Origin of the sequence: Microcoleus sp. MON1_C1 (assembly GCF_036701945.1) — a bacterium.
Taxonomy (GTDB): Bacteria; Cyanobacteriota; Cyanobacteriia; order Cyanobacteriales; family Microcoleaceae; genus Microcoleus.
The window spans coordinates 51,956-78,382 of record NZ_JAUBRO010000028.1; the positions used below are offsets into that span (position 1 = coordinate 51,956).

The window sequence follows — 26,427 nt, forward strand, 5'->3', positions numbered from 1 at the left end:
GGGGGTAAAATCAGCTTTGTTCTGCGAGCCTTCTAGTTGATACTTTGAGCATTGGCTTAAGGATATCACACGAGATTCTTGGTTGGTCGAACCCAATTCCTTCTAATAGTTCTCACTCTTTTCACCTAGTATACAAAAATAACTAAATCCCTATGCTGTGCCGGCTGCAAAAGTTATTTTACAACTTCTGGAGAGTTGTATCGGACTGCATTTGGGTCTGCTGCGTTGTGCTTGTATGTAGGGTTTCCGGGCGACGAAGCAAACTTTTTCCGGTGTCGCTCAGCTTCGCGGTAGGGGCGCAATAACTTTACCAAACTTTTACAATTGACTGTAACACCTCAGCCGTCGCTTGCGCTGGTATTGCTTTGTAATCTATGACCTTTTTCGCTTCGCAGTCAACGGCAGAAGCATATGTTAACTTACTCATTAACTGACAGGCTAAAACGTTTGGCATTTTCCATGTAGATATAATTAGTAACATTCAGCAAATTTTTGGAACGGCAACTAATCGAATTAATTTCCGATAAAAATCTGTCTTTTCTTTTAATTATAAACTTTTTGAGTAGCTGGATGACTGTTGAAGTTTAGACAGTTACTCACCTCTCCAGTATATCACACACTACTCTCAATAGTGCGCGACAGACATAAAATTTAATAATTTGTTTTTTCAAGCTCGATCGACATCTCGAACAACTCAAGCCTTCTGGGTCTTTCCACCGGGGCGGATGGCGCTACGCACTTTATATTTTTCCGTAAAAAAAGTAGGTTTCTGGGTGCCGGGACTCTTACTAAAACTATCGCTTTTATTCGCCTTCCAAGCAAGCTATAGCAATCCTTTCGGTAAACGCGCAACGGGCTTTTTTTTGAATTAACGGATGCAATAAGAAGATGACACATTGTTAAACAAAAAAAAGAGTTCGCACAGGATGGGAGGATTGCTATTGCTCTGGCTCGGATTAGCTATTGGTAGTTGTTATTTTTAGATTTTACTAATTACCAACTACTCCTTATTAGCGCTTACTGATTTTGTGCTTTCCTTTCTCGAAGTTTCAGCAAGATTTCTGCATGAACTTCGCGGGTTATGGGATAAAAATATGTAAGAATCATGCCAGCAATTAAAGCAATTGTGGGCAGCGGCCCGATCGCAACTCGAATCGCAAACAGCGCCGAATCTGGCTGTACGGGTGCCGGCTGTCCGGGAACTGTAGATAGAAATCCAGCTCTTTCTAATGCTTGACCTACCAACCACAAACCCCCTGCCAATCCGATTTTTTGCAGCAGTACCATAAACGAATAGAAAACGCCTTCGCGTCTTTCTCCTGTTTGCAGTTCGTCGAGTTCGATCACATCCGGTATCATCGACCAAGGTATTAGATAAGCCGTGGAAACTCCGACACCTGCCATGACTGCTAATAGGTACATCTGCAATACTTGTCCTGGTTGGAGGAAAAACAGTCCAGCTTGGGCAATAATCCACAAACTCATGCCCATAAAATATACGGCTTTTTTGCCGTATCTCTCGCTGACTTTACTCCAAACAAATAGCATGATTAATGCAGTGCCTTGAACTGCGATCGCCACCAAGCTAAAAACGTACTGTGGCTGTTGCATCCAGTTAACAACAAAGTAGGGAATAATAGTAGCAGTCAACTGCACTCCCAGCCAAGAAAAAAGATAAATTCCAATGACGTACAAAAAAGGGCGATTGCTAAATGCAATCTGCAACTGTTCTTTTAGTGGCAAGGATGTAGAATTATCTAGTTCGGCGTTTTCTAATAGTTGGGCTGCGACGTGCTTGCGAGTTCCCAAAACGCACCAGTACAAAGGCAAGACAGAGATAACTGCACAGATTGCACCTAATACTAAATATTGTTGATTCGGGTTGTTTTGAAATACAGCAAAGATAATTAGAGCTAAGATTAATGAAAAGATGCTGCCGCCAATGGAGAAAGCAAATCGAAAACTATTAAGGCTAGTGCGTTCGTTGTAGTCTTGAGTAAGTTCTGGAGTCAGGGCAGTGTAGGGAAGATTGACAGCCGTGTACGCGGTGTTGAACAAAATGCTGATCGCAACATAGTACCAAAATAACACTGTGTGATCCGTGCTAGGTACAATCCACTGCAATAAGAAGAATATGCCGAAGGGAATGCCACCATATATTATCCAAGGATATCGGCGGCCCCAAGGGTGAGAAGTACGATCGCTCAAAACCCCCACAATCGGGTCATTTATGGCATCCCAAACCTTGCCAACTACCAAAATATTGCTGGCTAAGCCGGCAGGTAAACCAGCGACATTGGTAAAGAAAACTAGCAGGTAAAATGCTAAAACATTAGCGGTAATTGCCGGGCCGAGGTCGCCGGCACCGTAAGCTAATTTTGTCGAGAGGCTGAGTTTTTGTGTTGCGGGATTGTTGGCTGCTGGTTGAGGCGGGGAAGTGTTGCTCATAAACTTGGATTTCGGGGTTATTTTGGAGATGGGGGCTTTGTAGTAGGAGTATAACTCGCGCTAGACCCGAATACTCAATTTTTTGTAGCGATCGGGACGACCCTGAAGATTTGGTAATTTATAATTGGGTAATTGGTAATTGATAGGTTGGTGGGGGCAGGTTTACGAGATTATTGGTCTTAGGCAATTATTCTTGGTAAAACCTGCTCCTACTTAAGGAAAAAGTTGCGAAATCTGAACTTCTATTTCTGGAAGTGCCAGCATTGACAAAACATCATCTTCATTAAATACAGTTTCTTGTCGGTAGTTTGCCTCGCCCGGTTCGCGAAAAACATAAACTTGCCGCGTGTTAACATCAAGTATCCAATAATCAGTAATTCCCGCCTTAGCATAAGCCGGTGCTTTCCGCTTGCGGTCTGTTTCTAAAGTCGTGTCAGCTATTTCTATTAATAAGAAAATATTGTCGGGTGCGGGATGAAAATCTTGGTACAGCCGAGGGTCGATTTGCACTACAGCAATATCCGGTTCTGGTTCTGAATTATAACTTAGAGCGATCGGGTCTTGGATGCGAATTAAAGCAAGTCCTGCCAGCAGATTTCTGAGATAGTCGGCTGCACAGAGATTAGTTGCTGCGTGGGGAGGATTTTTTGCACTCATTGAAATAATTTGCCCGTCAATTAATTCGACTCGTTCATCGGGATTGAGAATGCCTGTTTCGGTCATGCGGCGATATTCCTCTACAGTCCACAAGCGTAAATCTGTTACAGTCATGGCACAATTTCCTTGGGCGATATTATCTATTATCGATTCACATTCTAGTTTTTCTTAAATTACTCGGTCAACAATCTCGATTTAGCTGTAATTGCTCCCACACACCACAAAATGGCATTGACAATTTCCGAGCGCTGAATATCTTCTGCGTCTAAAAAACTTGCAAACTCTTCCTCAATATTCAAATGGTCTGCAAAATCATAAAGTATGCGCTTGTATTCCGTTGGCATCGGTATTAAAGTAGCTTTCACTAAATCGAAAAGCGCGTTCAAACAGTTGAGGATAGTAGCTGACTCGTCACAATCTTCGGCATCGAGCAAGTACAGCGTTTCTGCAATGTCGCAAATAGCGTCTATTTGTGTGGGTGGCTTTCCCACTTCGCTGACATCGATATTGCACAATTGGAGAGCGTTAATCGCTAGTTCTGGACGGGTAAAAAATACAAGTTGACCGCCGGCTACTAAGGGCGGCTCTTGTTCTCCATAGACAATTAGAGTATATAGATTTGGTATTTCGGTGCCGGGGTCGATCCGGAAACCGAACAGCCACAACAATTTTTCTGTATTTGGGTTCGCTGTTTGCAGTGTTGTTGGGAAACTTTTTGGTTCTGACATGAATTTTTAATCCCTATAATACGCTCTTAAACTCGGTTTATATACATTTTTTTGGGAGTTGTGATAAATCTACAGAGAAACCGGGTTTATAAGGCAAGAGTGCGTAACCTTTTTCCTATAAATTTTGCTGAATTATGTCGCAGCATTCGGCAACAGTTGCTCTTTCTTCCATTGCGGTCACTAGGGCTTCGTAAGCTGATTTGTGGCTTTCTATCAGGTTTTTTGCTCGCAGCAAACCCCAGTTTTGTTTGAGTTGAATCTCGGAACTTGGACGGCGCAGTTGTGTTAATATTGCACTAATTTTGGTGCGGTCTTCTGCTCCTCCTTCTGCACTGCCGTAAACAAATTTTTCGGCGACTATTCCGGCCATCCACACGGTGCAGTATTGGTCTAAAAGTTGGGCGGAGAGAGTGCCACTTTGGAGTTGAGATGCTAATTGTTCGTCTTCAAATCGGACGCCGCCTTGGGCTGTTTGACCTTGTTTAAATGCTTCCCAAGCGCTGAGGGCGTAGCTGGTTACGGGAATTCCCAAGAGGTGGGCAACTAGGAAGTGTCCGGCTTCGTGGTGAAGGATACGATCGCGCTTTTGTTTGGAAGTTCCTCCCAGCCAATCTAATAAAATAGTACCGCCTTGACCTTGCCACTGGAAACTGTCAAGGGTGGCTAGCCCCAACAGGCAAAAAGTGGCGATCGCAGGTACGGCTTCTGGCAAGTTGAATAGGGGCCCCAACAATATTGAAACGGTGATGGCAAAGATAGAAATAGCGATAATATTCAAAGAAGTGTCTTTCATAATGGGGAATGGGTAACTGGGAATTGGTAATGGGGAATTTGTAATAGGGAATTGGTAATGGGAATTGGTTTTAGAGGTAAACTCAGGTACGATCGCGCGATCGGTTTGGCAGCGTCGGGTCGATCGCAGCACCCGGGACTTCCGACAAAAACACCACCTTCCAGTTTGACTGAAAATTGTCCCTCCGAAGCCACTGATATTAAAAAGATATTAAAATAAATCAAAGTCCAGTAAAAGTGTTAGTGGAATCCTTCATGTCAGTTTTGGCAGCGATCGCAGTTTTAGGTATCTTGATTGTCGTTCACGAACTCGGCCACTTCTTGGCGGCGAGACTTCAACACATCCACGTCAACCGCTTCTCCATCGGTTTCGGGCCCATCCTCTGGAAGTACCAAGGCCCGGAAACTGAGTATGCCCTCCGCGCCTTTCCCCTGGGAGGTTTCGTGGGTTTCCCGGACGACGATCCCGAGAGTACAATTCCCCCAAATGACCCGAATTTGCTCAAAAATCGCCCCGTGCTCGATCGGGCGATCGTCATTAGTGCAGGGGTAATTGCCAACTTAATTTTTGCTTATTTCCTGCTGGTGGTGCAATTGACCACTGTCGGCGCTGCACAAATGAACTACCTACCGGGAGTTAAAGTCCCGGAAGTCGCCGCAGAAGTCAGCTCGGCCGCGAAACAAGCGGGAATTCGATCGGGCGACGTTGTTCTGTCTGTTGATGGCAAGGAATTGGGGGCTTCCGCTGAAGCAAGCAAATTATTGGTCGCAGCAATCGAACATAATCCCAACCAACCCCTAGCGTTGGAAATTCAGCGCCAAGAACAAAAATTTGTGGTGACAGTCACTCCTGAACTGTCGCCCGAGGGTAAAGGTCGCATTGGCGTGAAGCTAATTAATAACGGCACTGTCGTGCGGCAGAGGGTCGGAATTGTAGAGGCGTTTAGCAAGGCCGCCACAGAATTTGAGCGGATTGTGGTGCTGACGGTTCAAGGTTTTGGGCAGTTATTTAGCAATTTCAGCCAGACTGCCGACAAGTTGTCCGGGCCTGTGGCGATTGTGGCGATTGGTGCAGGGATTGCCGAATCGGATGCTGCGAGTTTGTTTCAGTATGCTGTGCTAATTAGCATCAATTTGGCTGTGATTAATATCTTGCCTTTACCTGCTTTAGATGGCGGCCAGCTAGCTTTTCTGTTAATAGAAGGACTGCGGGGTACGCCTCTGCCGAACCGCATTCAGGAAAATGTTATGCAGACGGGTTTGGTGTTGTTGCTGGGTTTGGGAGTTTTCTTGATTATTCGCGATACAGCTAATTTGGCTGGGATAGATTTTCGATTTTTAATGCAATAGTAAATGAAGAAAGAGGGAAGAAGGAAGAAGGAAGAAGGAAGAATTATGTCTACTTTTCCGTTTTCCTATTTTTTCCTCTACTTTTTTTGCTACGCAAGCGAGGCAGAGCCTCTGGTTATGGGTTCCCCGGTCGTGCCTGGGAACCAGTTAAAAACAAATAACAAATGACTACTGATTAGTGACTAATGACTAATGACTACTGACTAATGCCTAAAAAGTTAAGTTTAAAACAACGATCGCTCGAAATTCTGATTCGCCTCAAACGCCTGTATCCAGAAGCTCCTTGTACTCTCAACTACGAAACTCCCGTGCAGTTGCTGGTGGCGACGATTCTCTCGGCTCAGTGTACGGACGATCGAGTAAATTTGGTAACGCCGGCTTTGTTTGGGCGTTTTCCCGATGCGGTTGCTTTGGCAAATGCTGATATAGAAGAATTGGAAAGTCTCGTGCGATCGACTGGTTTCTACCGGAATAAGTCTAAAAACATTAAAGGTGCTTGTCAGGCGATCGTCAATAAATTTAACAATCAAGTGCCGCAGCGGATGGAACTGCTGCTAGAATTGCCCGGAGTTGCCCGCAAAACGGCTAATGTCGTTCTCGCTCACGCTTTTGGTATTAATATGGGCGTGACAGTAGACACTCACGTCAAACGTTTGACTCAGCGGTTGGGATTGACCGAACATACCGATCCTACAAGGATCGAGCGGGATTTGATGATATTGTTGCCGCAGCCGGATTGGGAAAATTGGTCGATTCGGTTGGTTTATCACGGCAGGGCAGTTTGTAATGCGAGAAATCCGGTTTGCAATAGTTGCGAACTTGCCGATTTGTGCCCTTCTGCTAATATTACCCACGGGTGCGTCAGTGCCGAGGCTAGCAACTAGCATTAAAATATAGAATCTGACGCACCTTACAATTGCTGAAATGAAGAGTTTATAAATGAACTCGATCGGTAGATAGTTTTTTGAGTTTGCTATAATTATTGTCAACAGCTTAATGCTAAGGAAGTAAGTATATGAGTATTGCGATTTCCCTCAGTCCCGAAATAGAGGCACTACTTCGTGAAAAAGCCAGTCGGGAAGGACAAGATATTAGCCTTGTTGCTGCCCAATTGCTAACTCGGATATTAGAATGGGAAGCCCGAGACTCTGAAGAAGCTATTGAGGGTATTCAGGAGGGGTTAAATGATTTTGAGTTAGGACGGTTCCGTTCTTTTGATGAATTTGCTAAATCACAGCGCACCAAGTACAGTTTTCCAACAAACTGATGACATATCTCATTGAAATTTCTAGCGTTTCAGAAGCACAAGCGGATAGTGCATTCCTGCTATTATCTCAGATGACATCACCAGAGAAAGCAAGGGAGTGGTATGAGGGATTGTTGAAGGCGATCGAGTCTTTATCAGCGATGCCAAAATGCTGTCCTATCGCCAGGGAAAATCAATACTTCAGTAAAGAAATTAGGCAGTTACTTTAGGGTAAAGGGCGCAACTCATACCGCATTCTTTTCACTATTGCCGAAAGTGAAGATGTGTCCGCAGTTCGCATCCTCCACATTCGACACGCTGCACAACAAACTCTTGGCGAGAACCAGGAGTAGTTCCTAGGGTGCGTCAGCTCGAATTAGAGCAACTGTCGATCGCACAATATTAGCTGAGGCAGCCTGCAAATGAGATAACTTGTTGTGTGTAAATAAAAATGTTTAAAACTAAAGTTATCCAAAAAGACAAAAATATAGTAAAATAGTAGATTGTGATTTATCTAAGGATATCAACAGATTATGGCTAAGAAGAGCATGGTCGAGCGCGAGAAAAAGCGCCAGAGACTCGTAGACAAGTACGCCGACAAGCGGGAAGACCTGAAAGACCAGTTTGACCAAGCTAACAATCAGATGGACAAAATGGCGATTCACCGCCAACTCCAACAGCTACCCCGCAGCAGTTCGCGGACTCGCTTGCGGAACCGCTGCTGGGCAACTGGACGGCCCAGAGGTTACTATCGTGACTTCGGACTGTCTCGCAACATGATGCGAGAAATGGCTCACGAAGGTCTTTTGCCCGGTGTTGTGAAGTCTAGCTGGTAGCACGAAGGAAGAAGGGAGAAGGAAGAAGGAAGAAGGAAGAAAGAAGGAAAAAACTCACAATTAATCGGCAGGATTAGGTTTGGGGTTGATTTTTGTTTCAGACTTATGAGTTAAATTTTCCTCCTTCTTGCTTCACTGACCACAGCATTTATCGATGCCGAGACTTTCGAGTAACAAGTCGCTGACGGCGTTGGCGATCGCAAATTCGCCGTAGAAGCTTTTAGAAAAATCATAGGCCTGCATTTCGGTGACGATCGCAATTACGAGGCTGCCCAAGTCGTTTTCGCCTTCCATACGCTGGCGGACATAGATTTGGGCAGCCCTTTTAGCTATTTGCTGGTTGGCTGCTTCTGGGATAAACTCGGAGTCTAGCCATGCCAGCAGCGTTTGTTGGAGCCATTGGCCTTCTTGTTCGGGGTTTTTGGCGGGCGGTAAGGTAATAGGTTCGATGGTTTCAGACATGATTATTCCTAATTGCTAATGTTGACTTTGAAAAGTTAACTGAGAAATGACAACTGATAAATATATGCAATATGATATACCGACAATTATACAAGGATATGCCCAAGGCTACTTCTTGATGGCAAATGACGGCGAGGAAAGTTTGGGGTGGTATTCGAGCCGTCAGCGGGCGCTGATTCCCCTGGATGAAAGATTTACCTATCCGAAATCCCTGCGTCGCCAAATCAATCAAAATCGATTTTCGGTGGCTGTAAACCGCGATTTTGGGGCGGTGGTTGAGGGTTGTGCCGATCGCGAAACGACTTGGATTTCTAAGGAGCTCAAGAAGATTTACTGGGGTTTGTATGAGGCCGGTTGGGCTTACAGCTTCGAGACTTGGTGCGGCGACGAATTGGCGGGCGGTATACTCGGATTGTCGATCGGCGGTGCGTTTATTGGGGAGTCGATGTTTTACCGAATTCCCGAGGGTTCTAAGGTGGCGATGGTGAAGTTGGTGGAGAGATTGCGCGATCGATCTTATCTGCTATTCGATGCTCAAATGAACAATCCGCACTTGGAAAGATTCGGCGCTTATACTGTTAAAGAAAAACTGTACAACACTCTTTTGCAAGCAGCTTTGAAGCGCCGCTGTTCCCTATTTTGAAAGCTTTGAGCTAATACCGAAAGGTCGCCAGGGAATGAATTCCACGGGGCTTTTAGCTAAAGTCCTCGCTATGAGGACTAAATGAGTTCTTCAGTCCTATGCAAGAGGACTTTAGCTTTGAGGCAGGGAATTCATTCCCTGCCGGACTGCCGGACTCAACGAAAGACTGTTAAATTGACACTAATGGACATTGCCATGTCCTTGCCCGTAGCTAAAATTTTCAGCCTCGGTATAATGTTGAATATTCAAGTCGATAGACAAAAAAGCAATGATAGAAACATTCAGCGCGATTTTGGAGTGGGTGGTGCAACCTATTTTGACGGGATTGGGAATAGCAACTTTAGAGGACTACGTTAAAGATTTTTTTAAAGACAGGATTAAAGATGTTGAAGGACTTGCAAAAAAGCCCTTCGCTAAAGATGCTGTTCGCGATGCCCTGAAAGACTTTCGCATATTTTTCGAGCAGGAATTAGAGCGATCGGGTTTAGATAAAAAACAGATTCAGCAATATCTGCAACCTTTAAAACAACAATTTATCGAACAACCTCCAGTGCGGCAAGTTTTGGGAAGTGCCTTTCAAGGGAATTGTCGGGTTTTAGATACTGCTATCTTCTTAGATCAGTCTTGGCAAACTTTGACATTACAACATCCGGTGCGACGGAATTTGCCCACGTTCACTCGGATCGTACCTTCTAATCTTTTTAAGGATCAACCAACTCCCTCGCTGCCCCATGCGTTTAGTTGGGAACGAGTGACCGAAAAATATCTGGAAAGTGTTAAATTAATTAGACAGCAAAATGCGGAACTACGAGAATTTCTCGACAGCCAGAAGCTTGATAGCATAAATCAGTCTCTCGAAGCAATTGCTCGGGTTCCGGTTGGGTTTGAGGTAGAAAAGTATCAAGAAGGACTGCGACAACAATATGAATATTTGGATTTAGCTAATTTACATATTACGGGTGAACAGTACGAACGACTGACAGTTAAAGAAATATTTATTCCCCAAAATGCGCGATCGTGTCAGGAATATTTGCCGAAAGATTATGAATTACCCAAGGAGATTCAAAAGCGATTGCGGGAACGGGGAGACATAGCAGCCGAAATTAGTCCCGAAGATTTGGAACGCTACCAGCAAGCTTACACTCAACAGCAAGCTGACTCGGTTTTGAAAGTAATTGATGATGTCAATTACCCTTATCTAGTCATTCTAGGCGATCCGGGTTCAGGCAAATCAACGCTCTTAAAATACCTGGCGCTTCAGTGGGCAAAACTGTCTCCCAGTCAGTTGCAGTTGCGATCTCAACCGATTCACTTACTGATTGAATTGCGAAAGTACAACCGCAGTAAAGATGAAAACGAGTGCAATAATTTTCTAGAATTTATGGAGCGCGGTTCTAGTTGGATCGGGCATTTAAACAAATCTAGTTTGCACAAAAGGCTGCAAGCTGGCTGCGCTGTCGTCATGTTTGACGGGCTAGATGAAGTGTTTGAGGTGGAAAAACGCAATCGTATTGTTGACCAAATTCATAACTTCACTCAAACCTATCCAACGGTGAAAGTGATTGTCACTTCTCGCGTGATTGGCTACCAGCAGCAACGGCTGAAAAATGCCCAATTTCATCACTTCATGCTGCAAGATTTTGAACCGGAACAAATTCAAGAGTTTATCCAGAAGTGGCACGAGTTGACCTTTACAGACCGCTTGAAAAAAGCTGCAAGTTTAGAACGATTGGATAAAGCGATTGGGGAATCGAGGGCGATTCGAGAGTTGGCTGGAAATCCTCTATTGCTGACGATGATGGCAATTCTGAATCGCAATCAAGAGTTACCGCGCTTTCGAGCTAAACTCTATGAAGAAGCATCAAAAGTGCTGCTGCATAAATGGGACTTTGAAGTGAAAGAAAAACTAAATAATGACAGACTTGACCCTTATGTAATTGATGAAGAAGTAAAACAAAGTATCTGCGGGCGAATCGCCTACACAATGCAGTCTAGTAGCAAACAATTAGGAAATATTATTAGTCGCGAGGATTTGCGGCAAACTATTACTGATTCATTGAGCGGCTTGATGGGAACTGGGGCAACTGCTTGTGCTAAGTTGATGGTAGACCAACTGCGGGAGCGCAATTTTATTTTGTGCTTCTTGGGTGGATACAATGAGGATTATTTTGCTTTTGTCCATCGCACGTTTTTGGAATATTTTTGTGCTTGGGAGTTGGTGCGGCAATTTGAGAAACAAAGAACACTGCAATTAGATGGTTTGATTCAAATTTTTCGGGAACACTGGCGAGATGAGTCTTGGCATGAAGTGTTGCGTTTAATGGCGGGAATGCTGGATGCTAATTTTACAGGTGAACTCCTGGAATACTTGATTGGTGAAAATGGAGAAGGAGAAAATTTTAGCAATCTCTTTTTGGCGGCGCAGTGTTTGGATGAAGTGAGGAATACAAATACTATTGATGGAATTGCTAGTCAGTTGCGCGATCGAGTTAAAGAGTTAACTAAATACGGAAATATCACTGGTTCTAAAACTCTAGGATATTACAGGCGAGTTTATCAAATTATCAGACCAGCAGTAGCAGCAGTTGCAGCCACTTGGAAAGATGACCCAGAAACCTTACCTTGGCTCAAACAACTGGCTCACTCAGACGATGATGGGGATGTGCGAATTGCAGCAGTACAAGAATTAGCACGGGGGTGGAAAGATGACCCAAAATTATTTGAGTTATTGTGCGAGGTTGCTATCAATGACCCCTTCGATCACCGGGGCAAGAGCCGTTGGAGTAACCCGCGGCAAACAGCTCTTGCAGCTATGATTGAGTTATATCCCGATCGCCCTCAAACTTTAGAAATTGTGCGCGATCGCGCTCAGAATGATTCTGACGAAATGCTCCACAACTTTGCCCAGAAAAAATTGGCAGAATTAGAACGCCAATGAACGATATATTCGAGCGCCGATCGCCATTTTTTCTAATTTTAGGAGTCGTTGGGTGGGGGCGGGTTTATGAGATTATTGGTTTTAAACATAGATAGTTGGTAAAACCCGCCCCTATAAAATTATCAATTACCAATGATAAATTGCGGGTTAAAAAATATTTATGTAGGGGCGGGTTTCACCAACAATAATTGCCTGAAACCCATAATCTCGTAAACCCGCCCCGACCCGATGACAAATTAAAAGGCACATTGCTATGCGATCCAGATAGCATTTAAGCCGGAATAAATGCTAAGAAACCCGGTTTCTCATAGAAATCTGGTTTCTGGGAATTGGGGTTATTTATTCTTTTAGGACTTACGCATCAAGACCAAAGAAACCGGGTTTTTTGCGGTTTAGCTGACAGTAACGAAGTATGCTGGTAAAAACCCGGTTTCTGACCACGCGTGCGTAAGTCTTATTCTTTTCAGGGCGAACCGGGATATTTGGTCGATCGCCCCCCAGCTAAAATTACATATACTACAATATATAATACAGAGATTTGAGCCAAAATCCTTGGAGCTCAGAAAAATCAGAATCGAAGCCCCTTGAATGTGTAAAAATACTGAAGCAAACATTACTAAACCCTGCACGGAGCAATTGTTGTGGATTCCAGATATAACCCCCAATCCATAGAAGAAAAATGGCAGCAGACATGGGCTGAGCAAAACTTAGACCAGATGCCAGAAGATACGCAAAAGCCTAAATTTTATGCCTTATCCATGTTCCCCTACCCGTCGGGAAACCTGCACATGGGACACGTCCGCAACTACACAATCATCGATGTAATTGCCAGACTCAAGCGAATGCAAGGCTATCGGGTATTGAATCCGATGGGATGGGACGCTTTTGGTTTGCCCGCAGAAAATGCCGCCATTGAGCGCGGAATTCCCCCGGCAAAATGGACGTATGAAAATATTGCCCAAATGAAAGGCTTATTTCGCCGTCTCGGTATTTCCTTTGATTGGACAAAAGAAGTTACAACTTGTTCTCCCGATTATTATCGGTGGACTCAATGGATTTTCTTACAATTTTTAGAAGCAGGATTAGCATATCAAAAAGAAGCCGCAGTTAATTGGGACCCGATCGACCAAACAGTCTTAGCAAACGAACAAGTAGATAACGAAGGTCGTTCCTGGCGTTCCGGTGCCAAAGTCGAGCGCAAATTATTGCGGCAGTGGTTCCTCAAAATTACCGATTACGCCGAACAGTTATTAAACGACTTAGACAAATTGCCAGATTGGCCAGAAAGAGTCAAATTAATGCAAGCCAACTGGATCGGCAAATCAGTCGGCGCTTACTTAGAATTTCCGATTGTCGGAATGGATGAAAAAATCGCCGTTTTCACCACACGTCCCGATACAGTTTACGGCGTCAGTTACCTTGTTTTAGCGCCGGAACATCCACTAACTCAGCGCGTGACAACCGAAGACAGAAAAGCCGCCGTAGAAACCTTCATCAAAGAAGTTGCACTGCAAAGCGAGATCGATCGCACAGCCGAAGACAAACCAAAGCGCGGCATCCCCACAGGCGGCAAAGCAATCAATCCTTTCAACGGCGAAGAAATCCCCATTTGGATCGCAGATTATGTGCTGTACGAATACGGCACCGGCGCAGTCATGGGAGTACCCGCCCACGACACGCGAGATTTCAAATTTGCCAATCAATATCAACTGCCCATTAAAGTAGTAATTGTGGATGATGATGAGATTCCGCTGGCGGAAGCTTACACAGAACCCGGAATTATGATTAATTCCGAAAACTTCAACGGCATGGATTCAATTAAAGGCAAAGCAGCAGTGATTCAATATGCCGAAAATGAAGGTTATGGCAAAGCGCGAGTGCAATATCGCTTGAGAGATTGGTTAATTTCTAGACAGCGTTATTGGGGCGCTCCCATTCCCGTAATTCACTGTCCCACCTGCGGAACAGTCCCCGTACCCGCATCGGATTTGCCCGTATTGTTGCCGGAAAATGTAGAATTTACGGGCAAAGGTTCGCCATTGGCCAAGATGGAAGAATGGGTAAACGTTCCTTGTCCGAGTTGCGGCACTGCGGCGAAGCGCGAAACAGATACGATGGATACTTTTATCGATTCCTCGTGGTATTTCTTGCGCTATCCCGATGCTCAAAATCAAGAGCAAGTCTTCGATACGGCGAAGACCAACGATTGGATGCCCGTAGACCAATATGTCGGCGGCATCGAACACGCAATCTTGCACTTACTGTATTCGCGGTTCTTTACCAAGGTTTTGCGCGATCGGGGTTTAATCAATTGTGACGAACCATTTAAACGCCTGTTAACTCAAGGCATGGTGCAAGCAATGGCATACAAAAACCCCGTTACTGGCAAATACGTTCCCCCAGCAGATATAGACCCCGCAAATCCAAAAGATCCTCAAACTGGCGAAGCTTTGGAAGTCTTCTACGAGAAGATGTCCAAATCAAAATACAATGGTGTTGATCCCTTGGAAGTTATGGGCAAATATGGGGTAGATACGGCGCGGATGTTTATTTTATTCAAAGCACCGCCAGAGAAGGATTTGGAGTGGGACGACGCTGATGTGGAAGGGCAATTTCGCTTTTTAAATCGCGTTTGGCGCGTGGTGACAGAGTTTGCTGCACGCCCCCCCGCCACCCCCGGTCAAGGGGTAGAAAATGCTGAAATAAGTAAAATTGAGAAGGATTTGCGGCGGGCCATTCACACTGCAATTAAGGAAGTTAGCGAAGATTTGGAGGGGGATTATCAATTCAATACTGCTGTTTCTGAAATGATGAAACTCAGCAATGCTTTGAATGATGCTAAATGTAAAGATTCGCCAATTTATGCAGAAGGAATTAACACTTTGATTCGCTTGCTAGCGCCTTTTGCACCACATATTGCTGATGAATTGTGGCACAATACTGGTAACAGTGAATCAGTGCATACGCAAACTTGGCCGACTGTCGATCCATCTGCATTAGTTACCGATGAAATTACGCTGGTAATTCAAGTTATGGGCAAAACTCGCGGCACAATTCAAGTGCCTTCTGGTGCTGATAAAGCTGCTTTGGAAAAGTTTGCTCGCGAGTCGGAATTAGCCAAGCGTCACCTGGAAGGTAAGGAGATTAAAAAGGTAATTGTGGTGCCTGGAAAGTTGGTTAATTTCGTGGTAGCTTGAGGGTAAAAGTCGCTACCTGTAGGCAACGTATCGTTTCTACACAAACACAACCTAATCCCCTCTAAACACTATCGGGCAACTATTATTTACTGTAAGAGTAGACAAGTTGCCCTTTTTTTACTAGCTTTAAGGGAATTTTAGGATTGTTTAGTGGCTCGTTTTTTAGCCTTACCTTTTCTTCCCATTCTTTAAATTTCGGTTCCAGCATTTCAGGTGTAAGTTTATAAATCTCTTTGAGAGTTATGCCTTCATACAGTCCAATATACCAAGCTTCTACTCTGCGATATTTGTCAAGTATAATTTCATTCAAATGATGGTGAGTAGTGACGCCACCGCTTCTATTGAGAGCAATATTTATTGTTTTAAGTTCGTATTCTTTTCCTTCAGCATCAATAGCATCGTTTCCTTCACGTCCAGGCGATATCCGCAGCCCTAAAAGGATTAATAACTGTAAAGTCTTTCCCCCGTTATCTTGAAAAATATCCGCAATACCATATTCACTAGCCAGATTTTGCAATTCTTGGATGCTTTTCATAGCATTTTCTAGCCGTTTAGCATCTGAAATGCGTTCTGCTTCCGTGGTAACAGCCTCTTCAACAGGCTCTACAACTGACGGAGAAACTGGTTCAGCTATTAGGGTGCTAATGAGAGCTGTACTCTCGCCGCTTTGGCTAAAACTGATTAAATAAGTAGCGGGTACATCGAGCGCTTCAGCTAGATCAAAAATAACTTCAAAGGATGGCGATCTTTCACCGCGTTCCAATAAGCTGATATAGTCAGTAGTCTTGTCTATGAGTTCTGCTAACTCGTCCTGTGTCATCCTTTTTTCTCTGCGTAACTGACTTACCTTGGCCGCAAATTGTTGTCTGGCTTCTTTGTAATTCATACCCCTCACCATTCATAAAAACGAACTGAAAGTTCGCTTTTTGAATGGTACGAAGAATTTCTCAACAAAACAACGTACTGAAAGTACGGATTTAGTATGACTGAGAGTACGGATTTTGATATAATGAGAGTAGGCTGTGTCTGTTGTACCTTAAACTAATCTAAATTAAACATGAGTAACCTTTTGCCCGCCCCAATTTATACCACCAAATACGGTCAATCTTATTTGGGAGATTCTCTTAATCTCCTGAATAATCTTGCTAGCAATTCTGTAGATTTGGTGATTACATCCCCTCCTTTTGCATTGCAACGCCAAAAGAGTTATGGAAATGAAGATCAAGATTTATATGTTGATTGGCTGCTGGGCTTTGCTCCTGAAATTAAAAGAGTTCTCAAGGATACTGGAAGTTTTGTTATAGACCTTGGAGGTGCTTATCAAAAAGGAATACCTGTACGCTCGCTGTATAATTACCGCGTACTTATTAGATTATGTGACGAATATGAATTTAAACTTGCTCAAGAATTTTTCTGGTTTAATCCTTCAAAACTTCCATCTCCTATAGAGTGGGTGAATAAAAAGAAAATCCGGGCTAAAGATTCTGTGAATACTGTTTGGTGGCTTTCCAAAACGAATCAACCTCAAGCGAATATTACTAAAGTCAAAGTAGAGTATTCTGAGAGAATGAAAAAACTTTTGAAAAATGCTGATGAATTTTACACGCCCAAAGAACGTCCTTCCGGTCACAATATTAGCGCTCGATTTGCCAAAGATAATGGAGGTGCTATTCCATCTAATTTGCTAGAAATTTCTAATTCTGAAAGTAATTCTCAATACTTGCGTTGGTGCAAGGATTTTAATGTTAAGGCGCATCCGGCACGTTTCCCCCAAAAATTACCGACATTTTTTATCAATTTTCTTACGGAACCGGGAGACTTGGTAGTAGATATTTTTTCTGGATCTAATACTACGGGTTATGCAGCAGAACAATTATCAAGAAACTGGATAAGCTTTGAAAAGGAAAAACAATATGTTGCTGCATCAATATTTAGATTTTTGCCTCAAGAATCTTTTTGGCAAGCGGATACAATATACAACCAATTATTAACTGAGGAAGCATCCGGATTGATTTTACCTCAAAATAGGCTCCTTTTTGAAGTTAATAATTATTGTGTTTAATTTGGCTAAATAGTGGAATTTTTATTCAGATATGAAACAGTCTATTGAAATCGCTTCTACACGAACAATTTTCCAGCAGAAAGGGACTGAAAGAGATGGTTTTAATTGTTAGTTTCAAAAAGCAATTGCACGATCGCTCCGCATTCCACTTTTAATACTGATTGAGCACTGCCGCCATTAACGGCAATTTCTACCCAACCGTCAGAACCAGTTATGGCAATTAAATCGCCCGGTTCCCTGTCGCTGTAGGTTTTACCGCTGGGGATGCGAATTGCATCAGAACTATTGCTAATTGTCAATGACCAATTGTTACCTATAATGCAACTATTGGGGATATTAGTAATTAGATTGCCGAAGCGATCGACATATTGAACACAGCCTTCTATACCTGTGGCTGTAACGGCACAATTTGGTATCTCTAACTGCACTAAACTCGCAGGGTCGAGATCCTCCCCCAAGTCTTCCAACGCCACCCCGTTGGCCAAGTGAGCGCCCGCTGCTGCAAAAATATCGCGACCGTGAAAAGTGCTGCTGGGTTGAGGATCTCGCCAGTATTGAGAATTCGTGAGTTCGACACAGGCGATCGCACTTTCCCGACTCAACACCCCGCTAAACAACCCGTTATCCGGCCCGACAAGAAAGCAATTAGCACATTTAATCGCAACCCCGCGTCTCTTGCTTCCCACCCCCGGATCGACGACAGCAACGTGTACGGTTTCCGGCGGAAAATAAGCAAAAGCAGTCATCAAACAAAACCTCGCCGCCGCAATATTTTGAGACGGTATTTGGTGCGTAATGTCAATGACTTTTAACTGCGGGTTAATTTGGGCGATCGCACCTTTCATCACTCCCACATAAACATCGCTTAATCCAAAATCCGTCAGCAGAGTTATAATTCTATTTTTAGACATATATCCAAAGGTAAAAATATGGTAGCGCAGTGGGAAAATTTTCTGCAAAACTTGGGAGAATGGCACGGTTCCTTCACTCAGCTATCAACGCGAGGAGAGGTACTTCAAGATACTCCTAGCATTATTTCTCTCCAAGGTTTCAATGACAACAAAAATGTGCGATTGAAACTCCGTCGCTTTTCCCCAAATCCTAGCGGTGGCGGCGAACCGGAAGTCAGCGAACTTGTTCGAGAATATCAAGCTTTGGGACGAGATATCCTATTTTTTGAGAATGGAGCTTTTTCTCAGGGTACTATTCAACTAGCGCCTTATTCTGAGTGCGGTGCCGAGTTTGGTTTTATCTACAATTATCGCCGATTGCGCTTCCCTCTGACATACAATACCGACGGCCATTTATCCAAACTTATCTTAATTAGGGAAAAGCAGCTTGATAAAAATGTCCCTGAACGTCCGCCTTTAACTGTTGAGGATTTGCTGGGAGAGTGGGAAGGCGAGGCCGTGACAATGTATCCAGATTGGCGTTCTACTGATTCCTATTCTACCAAGATGCAATTGCATTTAGAAAGTAGCGATCGCCTAGTGCATAAAATGACTTTTGGCAGTAATGCTACTGTTATCAGTTCTAGCGCCAGCATTGACGGTTCAGTTCTGCACTTTAACGAAGGTGCTTCGCCCGTGCAAGTTGTGCTCCTTCCTGACGGCGGTTCTTGCACTTTACCTGTCAAGATTGAATTGAGAAAACCTCTATTTTTCGAGGCTGGTTGGTTGGTAGAACCAGACTTGCGGTTTCGGATGATTCGCAGTTACAATGAGCGGGGTGAATGGGTAAGTTTGACTTTAGTTACTGAACGCAAAGTTAGTCATTGATTAGTATGAGCGGGTTCACAAACACTCTTTAATTTCCACCCATAATTTACATAAACCCGCCCCATTTAGGGCGGAAAAAAGTTTATGTATCTGCGAGTTTTATTCGCCGGACTTTGTTTCCTGGGTTTGCGATTGAATCACCGCACTCCAGTCATCATTATTAACAGCCGCTTCCAAATCCTTAGCGCGTTCGCCGTCAGTTTGGGCGGCATTTTCTAATTCTTTGGTAAGACTGGAATCTGCCATTGCTTTACGTAATTTCAGCTTCTTTTCCTCATAAGCTTTTTGTTCCTCCGCAGACATAGCAGCGCGCGCCGCTTGGCCTACTGTACTCGCCCACATTTCGCTTTCAGCACCGTTTCCAGGCGGAATGCTGCCAATTTCTGCTATCCAAGCATCCCGCAAACTTTCCATTTCTTCCCGCTTCGGGAATTTGAAAGTTTGCACGCGCAGGAAAGCACAATTTTCGGCGCCATTTTGGGCGATGTGACCGTTAATTGAAAGCAGAATATTTCGCGAATAACCGATAAACTGAGTGTTGCGGGAAGTGTCCATTACAGCGTAAACGCCGGCGACTTTCGCGTTAGTTGCCAAATCGCGCCATGTATCGATCGCCATTATTTGCGTCCCGTCATTTTCTAATGCCGGAGTTGCAGCAACGGCGCTGTGTTCTGAGTCGGAACTGTATAAAAAGTTGTGCAGTCCTTCATGGGCGACTGGTACGTTTTGATGTTCAATTGCTACGTCTCGATCGGCATTCACTTGATTAGCTTCCATAAAACCCAATTCCTCAAAAAATGTCAAATTTACTCATTCAATCCCACTTTCAGGGGCGGGCTTTCCGGCCCACCCCACAATAAAGTTCTGTTTGTGGAACAGGCCGGAAAGCCTGTTCTATTGTTTTTGTTGCCCTTATATACTTAACTTGCGGCAATTTGTTGCAATTCCTCGTCAGTCAATTTAACTTCGAGCGCCCCCACAGAGTCCTCAATACTCGATACTTTGGTCGCACCGGGAATCGGAACGACGCAGGGCGATTGAGCCATCAACCAAGCTAATACTATACAGTAAACTGAAACGTTTTTTTCTGCGGCTAATTGGGCGATCGCGGGTATATCTTGCAAGCTGGTGACGCGGCGGCTTCCTCCCAAAGGACTCCAGGGAAAAAATGTCAGTTTTTCGGTTTCGCAATATTCCAGAACGCCGTCTGATTCCGGCTGTCTGTGCCACGGATTGTACTGATTCTGCACGGAGACAACTTCTACTGTATCGCGGGCACGTTTGATCTGCTCTACAGAAAAGTTGGAAACTCCAATAAATCGAATCATTCCTGCTTCTACTGCTTCTTTTGCGGGTGCTAGGGCTGCTTCGATGGTATAAGCGGGATCGGGCGAGTGATATTGCCAAAGGTCGATCGGTTTCTCGCCGCCCAACGCTTCAAAACTTTCGCGAATTGTCTGGCGCAAATGATGGGGATTGCCGTTGCGCGTCCATGCACCTTGAGGCCGCATTAAGCCGCCTTTAGTGGCGACAGTAACCGCCCGAGTATCTCCGGTGTACTGTTCCAAAGCTTTGGCAATCAGTTGCTCGTTGTGGTGTTTGTCGGATTCATCTTGGCAGTAGGAATCTGCGGTGTCAATTAGGGTGACACCCAAATCGAGGGCGCGGTGAATTACCGCAATTGATTGCGATTCTGGTGGCCGGCTGCTTAAGGACATTGGCATACCTCCAAGACCGATCGCGCTGATAGTAAAATTACTGTTACCCAGTTTTTTTCTTTTCATTGGTTTGCCTGCGTTTGCGTGGTTTATTCCCAGTTTACCTTTCAAGGATAAATTGAAGTCTTAAATTTATTTAACTATCTAAGTAAGTAGAAAAAAAAAATTAGATAAGCTGTTGGGCCTTTAAAATGTATATTTCAATTCCCTATTCCCCACCTGTCAAATCTTCTCCCTCTCAAACATAAGAGACAATCTAGATGTGCAGCAGCTTACCTACCTACTTAACTAGCTGGAAGCGCTGGTGTAAAACCGGAGTGCAAATTGCCAAAAGTAGCGGGAGAAAAATAACAGCCCGATCGCCAATATCCCCGCCCCTGCCATCCAAACGCTTTCACCTCTCCCCAGCATGGCTTCTGCTGGCACAGTCGTCAAGAAGGCAACGGGAACTACGAAAGTGAAGAAAAATCGATAAGCAGCGGGATAAGCTGCCATTGGAAATCTACCCGCTTCTAACAATCCTTTGAGGACTTCGGTAACATTGTAAATTTTGACAAACCAAATGCTGGTGGCCCCTAACATAAACCATATACTGTAAAGAGTAATAGTTCCGAATAACAGCGGTATTGCTGTTAAAAAATAGTTGCCGATTTCTACTCCCAACTTGTTAGCAGCATACAGCAGCAATACGGTGCCGAAGATTAAATCTGGGATTCCCCAAGGCGAAACTGTGTTTGCAGATAGCCAGAATTGGGAACTGATGGGTTTGAGGAGTACGAAATCGAGAGTACCTTGCTGCACTCGATCGACAATACGGCTGAGATTAGGTGCTAGAAAGGTTGACGAAAACCCCTGCAAAATCGTGAAAATACCGAGTACAACTAAAGCCTCTTCCCATGAATAGCCGGCAAACGTGTAGTCGGTACGGTAGAACAAAAACAGCCCAAACAAGCTGCCCGCAAGATTTCCGAGGCTGCTGAGGGTCGCGAGGACAAAGTTGATTCGGTATTCTAGTTCCGCTGCGATCGCCGCACCCCAGAACAATTTCAGTACGTGCAAATATCGTCCCATGTTTATAGCCATTTTTCCCCGTTGAAATACTTACATTTCATCTTATTGTAAAGGTTGTGTGAAGTTAGCTGCTGTAGAGGCTGCTCATTTCACTATAACTTTAAATTATTGAGATCGCTTACTTAAATACTTTTATTTACACGTAGTATTTAGTTATTTAACAAAATTTAAACAAAAATTACAATTATTAATTTCAGTCCATCTTAAGCCAATATATTTTGACAATTATTAAGCAGGATTCATGTTTTAACACAAAGCATCGCTCAATTGATATGAAATACTAATATGTTACAACTCTTAAGATTATAAATATTTCAAAAACATCTAGCCATACCCAAAGGGAACACTTAGGATGGGGCATACGTACTCAAAAGGAATACGTCATCAGCAATGCGTAATTATACGTACAAAAGAGGGTGCGAGAAATTGACTTAACTAACAACACGTAAGGAAAAAAAGACATGGATGCTTTAACTTTATCGAGACTGGGCGTCAAGCACACCAAGAGTGCAGTAGCCGAATCGCTGCGGATCAATACAGGATACGACATGACGAGCCCAGTAACTTTTTACGGAATCGTCAATGAGCGCTGCAATGTTAAATGTCGCCAGTGCGAGTATTGGCGGCTTAAAGAATATAAAGACGAAATTTGACGATCGAAGAATGGCAAAATGCCCTCTTGAGCGTCAAAGAATTTGTGGGCGAATTTTCAATCAACTTTAGTGGCGGCGAACCTTATATTAAAAAAGGTTTTCTAGACTTGCTGGCCTTTGCGAATAAAAATGGCATTCACGCCGGCGTCACCACAAACGGCTATTGCATGACCAGGGAAAACGCAGCCAAAACTGTCGCTGCTCGTCCTTTTAATGTGAATATGTCAGTTGACGGGCCGAATGCAGAATTGCACGATTATTTGCGAGGTCAACCGGGATTGTTTGACAGACTTTCTAAAGGAATCGGTTATCTGCGCGAAGAACAAGAAAAACAGAACGTATTGTTTCCGATCAACGTCAAACCGACAATGAACCGACTCAATTTCCGCCACCTCCCGGAAATAGTCACTTGGGCTCAGGGAATTGGGGCGACGACGGTGAACTTCCAACCGGTCAACCGCTGGACGCCAGAAACATACGAGGAATTGTGGATTGAAAAAGAAGACATGGAGGAATTTTCACAGGTAATCGAGCGGCTAATTGAAATGAAGAATAACGGTGCTCCGATTATGAACAGCGATGAAGTGTTGCGATTGATGATTCCTCACTTTGCCGAAGAAAAAGCTCCTGATTCAACTCGTCCTTGTCGCGTTGGACTGCGGAATTACTGGATTGATACGCGCGGTGATGTGAAATTGTGCGATGAGTTTCCCGTGATTGGTAATGTGAAAAATGCCAGCGCCCGGGAGATTTGGTACGGTGAAAAAGCTCAGAAAGTCCGCCGCGATACTTTGAATTGCGGCAAGCTTTGTCTGATTACTTGTGTTTCGCAAAAGACGATTTTGGACAAGGTAAAGATGGGGGTAAAATTATTAAAAAATTGAGGTTGGATCCGTGTTAATATTGCTTGTATTCATGGTGACCGGGTTTGAGCAGAAACCCGGTTTTTTGTTTGATAAATTGTATTCCCGTTAGGTTTTGCTAAAGGACAGGGCAATGCCGTTTCCTTACGAATACAATGTTTTGTATCAGTCGTAGGGTGGGTGACGGTGAAAAATGATTGCACCGCAGTCATTTACTATTGACTGTCACGCACCGCTTTACCTAGGCAATATTTTTCTTACCAGTGGCAAGATTCTGGGGGATATTTTTCTCGCCAGCGGCAGGATACCCAGTATCAGCAAGCCGAATATTAAACCGCAAAGCAAACTCCAGATAATCGTCGCCGTGAAGGGATGAAGGGGGAGGGAAAAATCGGGTTGCCATTTAATCGGTGTATCTTTGATTAGGGGATAGCTGTCCCAAAAGATTTGTCCGCCTCCGATCGCAGATCCGACAAAAAAAGATGATATTCTCAACTTGGCGAGCTCGCTTTTTCTGTTTGTCTTCGTTCTTCCGGCCGATTTCCATTTGTTCTTGAGCGCCATCTTTCTGCTCGTGTTCCTTTTGCTTGTATAATTCTAGTTGTTCGCGATCGCACTGACGTTCCCTCTCTTCTTCCGGTTCAATTCCACCTGTTCGATTTCCACCATCCCGCGAATTGTGGATATTGTCTGCTAGAACAAATCTTGATGGGCAATCAGGTAGTTTAAGTATTCTTCAACTTGGTTTTGATATTTGCGCGATCGCAAATTCAGGAACTTCGGCAAAAACACAAGTTGCCGCCTTCAATGGAAAAACTTTCGATTTTAGGATAACTTTCGAGAGAATAATTTTTCGCCTTAATATCAACAGTATTGCTGTCTCCTCGCAACTGCGGCAATTATTTAGCACAATCAAATACTTGGCTTCGGGTTTCAACTAACAATCGCTTTAACTTCGCGAGTTAAATTTCTCGATTTGGTTCCGCTTCTATTTGAGTGAATTCTGGCAGCTTTCTTTATAATTAGCTGGCTATTTGCGGACCTCGGCAATCGACCTTTCCATACCAAAAAGGGGCTCGCCTGCGCGTTGAGAAAAAGACATAAAGTGCGATCGACCTTTCCAGACCAAAAATGCGATCGCACTCACACTCTCAACCAAAGATCGCCCCTCTCATTCCACTCATGGCGATCGCCCCATCACCTATAATTTTAATTAACATCCTGTCCCTCCCTTAAGCAGGGCTGGGGGGACAGGATGAAAGGGGAAACGAGACTTAAAGCGGTCGATAAACGCGATAGTTAATTTCAGGGAAAATATTATCAATCTCCTCAACATTCTCCAACCAACCCGAATCAACTTTCCCTTCTTTCACTTCATCGTAAAGCTTGTGAAAGCGCATTAAGTGCGATCGAGTCCGCCGCACTGCATAGGGCACCATCGTTCCTGTACGCATGATAAATGCCCAGTCAGAAGATTGAGCTAGCAGCACTTCCCGCGCAGCCTGGTTCAAAGCCCGCCACTGCAATTCATCCGCAGGTTCCATGCTTCCCAACTCAATCATCCGTTCCGCAGCTTTGTGCAAGTGCGGGTAAATCCAAGCATTGGTATCGTTGAGCCAATACTCGTGGAAACCCCGGAAACCCCAGCTAGACTGAGACGGGCGGCACACTTGCTGAGTCGGATTTCCCCGCAAATAATCGGCTAAGTGCGTCATCTCGTAGGTATTTTGGTCGTACCAACTCTTGCGGAACAGGTAATCTAAGAACCAAGGCCCTTCGTACCACCAGTGACCGAAAAGTTCGGCGTCGTAAGGCGAAACAATAATCGGCGGACGCTGCATAATGCCGTTTAGGTGTTCAACTTGGCGTTCCCGGTTGAAAGCAAAGTTGCTGGCGTGTTCGGCTGCTTTTTCCCGTGCCCAGTACGGATCGTACAACTGTTTATCGCCTAAACCCAATCCGCGACCGGTGATTTTGTGATATTTAATCCCGGTATTTTTCCGCTGGCCGTTGGGCATGATGTAGGGCTTAATGTAATCGTAGTCAGCTTCCCAGCCCAAATCTTTGTAGAATTCGCGGTATTCGGCCGCGCCTGGATAGCCGACTTCGGAAGACCAAACCTGCTGCGAGGATTCGTGATCCCGGCCGAAGGCTGCGACTCCGCATTCGGTGAAAATTGGGGCGTAGCTGCCGTAGCGGGGACGCGGGCGGGCGTAGAGGATGCCGTGACCGTCTGTGAGAAAGTAGCGGAGGCCGGCGTCGGCTAACATCCGTTCTAAGCCTTCGTAGTAGGCGCATTCGGGCAGCCAAATGCCTTTTGGTCGGCGGCCGAAGTTTGCTTCGTAGTTGTCGCAGGCTACTTGAATTTGTGCCCAAACTGCTTCGGGGTACATTTTCATCAGCGGTAGGTAGCCGTGGGTGGCGCCGCAGGTGATGATTTCGAGGTTGTTGGTATCTTGGTGTTCTTTGAAGGCTTTGACTAAATCTCGATCGTACTTTTCCCAAAAGTTGCGAACTTGAGAGAAGTGAGCGGCGTAATGTTCTGCTAAATAGCGGAGGTGACCGTTTCCGCTGTTGTGTTCGATTTCGAGATCCGCTAATTCTTCGAGTTTAGCCAAGTGGTCGTCGAAGCGGTCTTGCAGCAAGGGGTCGCGCAGCATGGCAACCAAGGGCGGCGTCATGCTCATGGTAATTTTAAAGTCGATGCCGTCGCGCTTGAGTCCTTCAAAGACTTGCAGCAGGGGAATGTAGGTTTCTGCGATCGCCTCAAACAGCCATTCTTCTTCTAAAACGTAGTCGCTTTCGGGGTGGCGGACAAAAGGCAAGTGGGCGTGGAGAACGAGTGCGAGGTAGCCAATAGTCATAAAAAAATTCGGTAAGTGGGAAACGAGCGTGTCTTTAGACCTGAGAGGGAAACGGCTAGGCGGTTTCAACCGCCGTGAATCTTTCCATTACACGAGGATTGCTAGATGGGAGTGTACTTTT

Annotated in this window: 25 protein-coding genes; 14 read left to right on the forward strand and 11 right to left on the reverse strand. The window is 44.6% G+C overall.

The features are described 5' to 3' along the window. Positions 1–1,017: 1,017 nt before the first annotated feature. From QUA62_RS17180 to QUA62_RS17195, 4 genes are all read right to left on the reverse strand, one after another. The gene (locus tag QUA62_RS17180; RefSeq protein WP_190663007.1) at positions 1,018–2,448 is read right to left on the reverse strand and encodes an MFS transporter; all 1,431 of its coding nucleotides are present in this window, start codon (positions 2,446–2,448) and stop codon (positions 1,018–1,020) included. A 213-nt stretch (positions 2,449–2,661) separates the two neighbouring features. Then, positions 2,662–3,219 carry a Uma2 family endonuclease gene (locus tag QUA62_RS17185; protein WP_333405630.1) on the reverse strand — a complete coding sequence of 186 codons (558 nt, stop codon included), beginning with the start codon at positions 3,217–3,219 and terminating at the stop codon, positions 2,662–2,664. Between the two features lie 59 nt (positions 3,220–3,278). Beyond that, positions 3,279–3,833 carry a hypothetical protein gene (locus tag QUA62_RS17190; protein WP_190732284.1) on the reverse strand — a complete coding sequence of 185 codons (555 nt, stop codon included), beginning with the start codon at positions 3,831–3,833 and terminating at the stop codon, positions 3,279–3,281. A 115-nt stretch (positions 3,834–3,948) separates the two neighbouring features. Further along, positions 3,949–4,626 carry an ATP-dependent Zn protease gene (locus QUA62_RS17195; RefSeq protein WP_333405631.1) on the reverse strand — a complete coding sequence of 226 codons (678 nt, stop codon included), beginning with the start codon at positions 4,624–4,626 and terminating at the stop codon, positions 3,949–3,951. A gap of 57 nt (positions 4,627–4,683) precedes the next feature. Here QUA62_RS17195 and QUA62_RS17200 point away from each other — a divergent pair, with 57 nt between their 5' ends. The 6 genes from QUA62_RS17200 to rpsN all read left to right on the forward strand — a co-directional run bounded on the left by QUA62_RS17200 (position 4,684) and on the right by rpsN (position 8,057). Further along, a complete protein-coding gene (locus QUA62_RS17200; RefSeq protein ID WP_333221131.1) occupies positions 4,684–4,845 on the forward strand; it encodes a hypothetical protein in 162 nt (53 codons plus the stop codon). A gap of 35 nt (positions 4,846–4,880) precedes the next feature. Then, on the forward strand, positions 4,881–5,975 hold the full coding sequence (gene rseP / locus QUA62_RS17205; RefSeq protein WP_333405632.1) for an RIP metalloprotease RseP: 1,095 nt from the start codon (positions 4,881–4,883) through the stop codon (positions 5,973–5,975). A 206-nt stretch (positions 5,976–6,181) separates the two neighbouring features. Beyond that, positions 6,182–6,859 (forward strand): endonuclease III, encoded by a 678-nt coding sequence (gene nth / locus QUA62_RS17210; protein WP_333405633.1) that lies wholly within the window; start codon positions 6,182–6,184, stop codon positions 6,857–6,859. Between the two features lie 131 nt (positions 6,860–6,990). Next, the gene (locus QUA62_RS17215) at positions 6,991–7,242 is read left to right on the forward strand and encodes a hypothetical protein (protein ID WP_333405634.1); all 252 of its coding nucleotides are present in this window, start codon (positions 6,991–6,993) and stop codon (positions 7,240–7,242) included. Next, a complete protein-coding gene (locus QUA62_RS17220) occupies positions 7,242–7,451 on the forward strand; it encodes a hypothetical protein (RefSeq protein ID WP_333405635.1) in 210 nt (69 codons plus the stop codon). Before QUA62_RS17215 ends, QUA62_RS17220 begins: the two co-directional genes overlap by 1 nt. 303 nt (positions 7,452–7,754) lie before the next feature. Further along, positions 7,755–8,057 carry a 30S ribosomal protein S14 gene (gene rpsN, locus QUA62_RS17225; RefSeq protein WP_006633844.1) on the forward strand — a complete coding sequence of 101 codons (303 nt, stop codon included), beginning with the start codon at positions 7,755–7,757 and terminating at the stop codon, positions 8,055–8,057. Positions 8,058–8,189: 132 nt separating this feature from the next. On the opposite strand, the gene QUA62_RS17230 is transcribed toward rpsN, so the two are convergent. Then, complete coding sequence (locus QUA62_RS17230; RefSeq protein ID WP_006633845.1) at positions 8,190–8,519, reverse strand: hypothetical protein; 330 nt, start codon at positions 8,517–8,519, stop codon at positions 8,190–8,192. A 46-nt stretch (positions 8,520–8,565) separates the two neighbouring features. On the opposite strand from QUA62_RS17230, the gene aat reads away from it, so the two are divergent. The 3 genes from aat (at position 8,566) to leuS (ending at position 15,297) form a co-directional block, all read left to right on the forward strand. After that, positions 8,566–9,162 (forward strand): leucyl/phenylalanyl-tRNA--protein transferase, encoded by a 597-nt coding sequence (gene aat / locus QUA62_RS17235; RefSeq protein WP_445242358.1) that lies wholly within the window; start codon positions 8,566–8,568, stop codon positions 9,160–9,162. 268 nt (positions 9,163–9,430) lie between these two features. Then, positions 9,431–12,100: an NACHT domain-containing protein gene (locus QUA62_RS17240; protein WP_333405636.1), complete on the forward strand. Its 2,670-nt coding sequence runs from the start codon at positions 9,431–9,433 to the stop codon at positions 12,098–12,100. Positions 12,101–12,741: 641 nt separating this feature from the next. Next, complete coding sequence (gene leuS, locus QUA62_RS17245; RefSeq protein WP_333405637.1) at positions 12,742–15,297, forward strand: leucine--tRNA ligase; 2,556 nt, start codon at positions 12,742–12,744, stop codon at positions 15,295–15,297. 82 nt (positions 15,298–15,379) lie between these two features. On the opposite strand, the gene QUA62_RS17250 is transcribed toward leuS, so the two are convergent. After that, positions 15,380–16,183 carry a helix-turn-helix domain-containing protein gene (locus QUA62_RS17250; protein ID WP_190663017.1) on the reverse strand — a complete coding sequence of 268 codons (804 nt, stop codon included), beginning with the start codon at positions 16,181–16,183 and terminating at the stop codon, positions 15,380–15,382. A gap of 171 nt (positions 16,184–16,354) precedes the next feature. Between QUA62_RS17250 and QUA62_RS17255 the strand changes: the two genes are divergently transcribed. Further along, positions 16,355–17,359, forward strand: coding sequence for a site-specific DNA-methyltransferase (locus QUA62_RS17255; protein WP_333405638.1), 1,005 nt, complete (start codon positions 16,355–16,357; stop codon positions 17,357–17,359). A 101-nt stretch (positions 17,360–17,460) separates the two neighbouring features. Here the strand turns inward: QUA62_RS17255 and QUA62_RS17260 are convergent, their stop codons facing one another. Beyond that, positions 17,461–18,270 carry an SAM-dependent chlorinase/fluorinase gene (locus QUA62_RS17260; protein ID WP_333405639.1) on the reverse strand — a complete coding sequence of 270 codons (810 nt, stop codon included), beginning with the start codon at positions 18,268–18,270 and terminating at the stop codon, positions 17,461–17,463. 18 nt (positions 18,271–18,288) lie between these two features. On the opposite strand from QUA62_RS17260, the gene QUA62_RS17265 reads away from it, so the two are divergent. Beyond that, positions 18,289–19,137: a DUF3598 family protein gene (locus QUA62_RS17265; protein WP_333405640.1), complete on the forward strand. Its 849-nt coding sequence runs from the start codon at positions 18,289–18,291 to the stop codon at positions 19,135–19,137. A gap of 99 nt (positions 19,138–19,236) precedes the next feature. On the opposite strand, the gene QUA62_RS17270 is transcribed toward QUA62_RS17265, so the two are convergent. From QUA62_RS17270 to QUA62_RS17280, 3 genes are all read right to left on the reverse strand, one after another. Then, entirely contained in the window at positions 19,237–19,914 is a 678-nt protein-coding gene (locus QUA62_RS17270; protein WP_333405641.1) for a GIY-YIG nuclease family protein, read from the reverse strand. A gap of 143 nt (positions 19,915–20,057) precedes the next feature. Continuing rightward, positions 20,058–20,921 carry an aldo/keto reductase gene (locus QUA62_RS17275; RefSeq protein WP_333405642.1) on the reverse strand — a complete coding sequence of 288 codons (864 nt, stop codon included), beginning with the start codon at positions 20,919–20,921 and terminating at the stop codon, positions 20,058–20,060. Between the two features lie 222 nt (positions 20,922–21,143). Beyond that, positions 21,144–21,938 (reverse strand): ABC transporter permease, encoded by a 795-nt coding sequence (locus QUA62_RS17280; RefSeq protein WP_333405643.1) that lies wholly within the window; start codon positions 21,936–21,938, stop codon positions 21,144–21,146. 449 nt (positions 21,939–22,387) lie between these two features. On the opposite strand from QUA62_RS17280, the gene QUA62_RS17285 reads away from it, so the two are divergent. The 3 genes from QUA62_RS17285 (at position 22,388) to QUA62_RS17295 (ending at position 23,818) form a co-directional block, all read left to right on the forward strand. Next, on the forward strand, positions 22,388–22,579 hold the full coding sequence (locus QUA62_RS17285; RefSeq protein WP_333405644.1) for a hypothetical protein: 192 nt from the start codon (positions 22,388–22,390) through the stop codon (positions 22,577–22,579). Next, complete coding sequence (locus tag QUA62_RS17290) at positions 22,576–23,463, forward strand: radical SAM protein (protein WP_333405645.1); 888 nt, start codon at positions 22,576–22,578, stop codon at positions 23,461–23,463. Before QUA62_RS17285 ends, QUA62_RS17290 begins: the two co-directional genes overlap by 4 nt. A gap of 172 nt (positions 23,464–23,635) precedes the next feature. Further along, positions 23,636–23,818 carry a hypothetical protein gene (locus QUA62_RS17295; RefSeq protein ID WP_333405646.1) on the forward strand — a complete coding sequence of 61 codons (183 nt, stop codon included), beginning with the start codon at positions 23,636–23,638 and terminating at the stop codon, positions 23,816–23,818. A gap of 898 nt (positions 23,819–24,716) precedes the next feature. Here QUA62_RS17295 and QUA62_RS17300 read toward each other — a convergent pair. Further along, positions 24,717–26,306, reverse strand: coding sequence for a glycoside hydrolase family 57 protein (locus QUA62_RS17300; protein WP_333405647.1), 1,590 nt, complete (start codon positions 26,304–26,306; stop codon positions 24,717–24,719). Positions 26,307–26,427 lie beyond the last annotated feature (121 nt).

Coding starts and splice junctions, on each gene's coding strand:
- rpsN (WP_006633844.1), top strand. CDS start 7,755: ATGGCTAAGAAGAGCATGGTCGAGCGCGAGAAAAAGCGCCAGAGACTC.
- QUA62_RS17185 (WP_333405630.1), bottom strand. CDS start 3,219: ATGACTGTAACAGATTTACGCTTGTGGACTGTAGAGGAATATCGCCGC.
- QUA62_RS17240 (WP_333405636.1), top strand. CDS start 9,431: ATGATAGAAACATTCAGCGCGATTTTGGAGTGGGTGGTGCAACCTATT.
- QUA62_RS17200 (WP_333221131.1), top strand. CDS start 4,684: ATGGGAATTGGTTTTAGAGGTAAACTCAGGTACGATCGCGCGATCGGT.
- QUA62_RS17275 (WP_333405642.1), bottom strand. CDS start 20,921: ATGAAAAGAAAAAAACTGGGTAACAGTAATTTTACTATCAGCGCGATC.
- QUA62_RS17300 (WP_333405647.1), bottom strand. CDS start 26,306: ATGACTATTGGCTACCTCGCACTCGTTCTCCACGCCCACTTGCCTTTT.
- QUA62_RS17220 (WP_333405635.1), top strand. CDS start 7,242: ATGACATATCTCATTGAAATTTCTAGCGTTTCAGAAGCACAAGCGGAT.
- QUA62_RS17250 (WP_190663017.1), bottom strand. CDS start 16,183: ATGAATTACAAAGAAGCCAGACAACAATTTGCGGCCAAGGTAAGTCAG.
- nth (WP_333405633.1), top strand. CDS start 6,182: ATGCCTAAAAAGTTAAGTTTAAAACAACGATCGCTCGAAATTCTGATT.
- rseP (WP_333405632.1), top strand. CDS start 4,881: ATGTCAGTTTTGGCAGCGATCGCAGTTTTAGGTATCTTGATTGTCGTT.
- QUA62_RS17195 (WP_333405631.1), bottom strand. CDS start 4,626: ATGAAAGACACTTCTTTGAATATTATCGCTATTTCTATCTTTGCCATC.
- QUA62_RS17180 (WP_190663007.1), bottom strand. CDS start 2,448: ATGAGCAACACTTCCCCGCCTCAACCAGCAGCCAACAATCCCGCAACA.
- QUA62_RS17295 (WP_333405646.1), top strand. CDS start 23,636: ATGATTGCACCGCAGTCATTTACTATTGACTGTCACGCACCGCTTTAC.
- QUA62_RS17255 (WP_333405638.1), top strand. CDS start 16,355: ATGAGTAACCTTTTGCCCGCCCCAATTTATACCACCAAATACGGTCAA.
- QUA62_RS17265 (WP_333405640.1), top strand. CDS start 18,289: ATGGTAGCGCAGTGGGAAAATTTTCTGCAAAACTTGGGAGAATGGCAC.
- QUA62_RS17260 (WP_333405639.1), bottom strand. CDS start 18,270: ATGTCTAAAAATAGAATTATAACTCTGCTGACGGATTTTGGATTAAGC.
- QUA62_RS17270 (WP_333405641.1), bottom strand. CDS start 19,914: ATGGAAGCTAATCAAGTGAATGCCGATCGAGACGTAGCAATTGAACAT.
- QUA62_RS17285 (WP_333405644.1), top strand. CDS start 22,388: ATGGATGCTTTAACTTTATCGAGACTGGGCGTCAAGCACACCAAGAGT.
- QUA62_RS17280 (WP_333405643.1), bottom strand. CDS start 21,938: ATGGCTATAAACATGGGACGATATTTGCACGTACTGAAATTGTTCTGG.
- QUA62_RS17230 (WP_006633845.1), bottom strand. CDS start 8,519: ATGTCTGAAACCATCGAACCTATTACCTTACCGCCCGCCAAAAACCCC.
- QUA62_RS17215 (WP_333405634.1), top strand. CDS start 6,991: ATGAGTATTGCGATTTCCCTCAGTCCCGAAATAGAGGCACTACTTCGT.
- QUA62_RS17190 (WP_190732284.1), bottom strand. CDS start 3,833: ATGTCAGAACCAAAAAGTTTCCCAACAACACTGCAAACAGCGAACCCA.
- aat (WP_445242358.1), top strand. CDS start 8,566: ATGACAACTGATAAATATATGCAATATGATATACCGACAATTATACAA.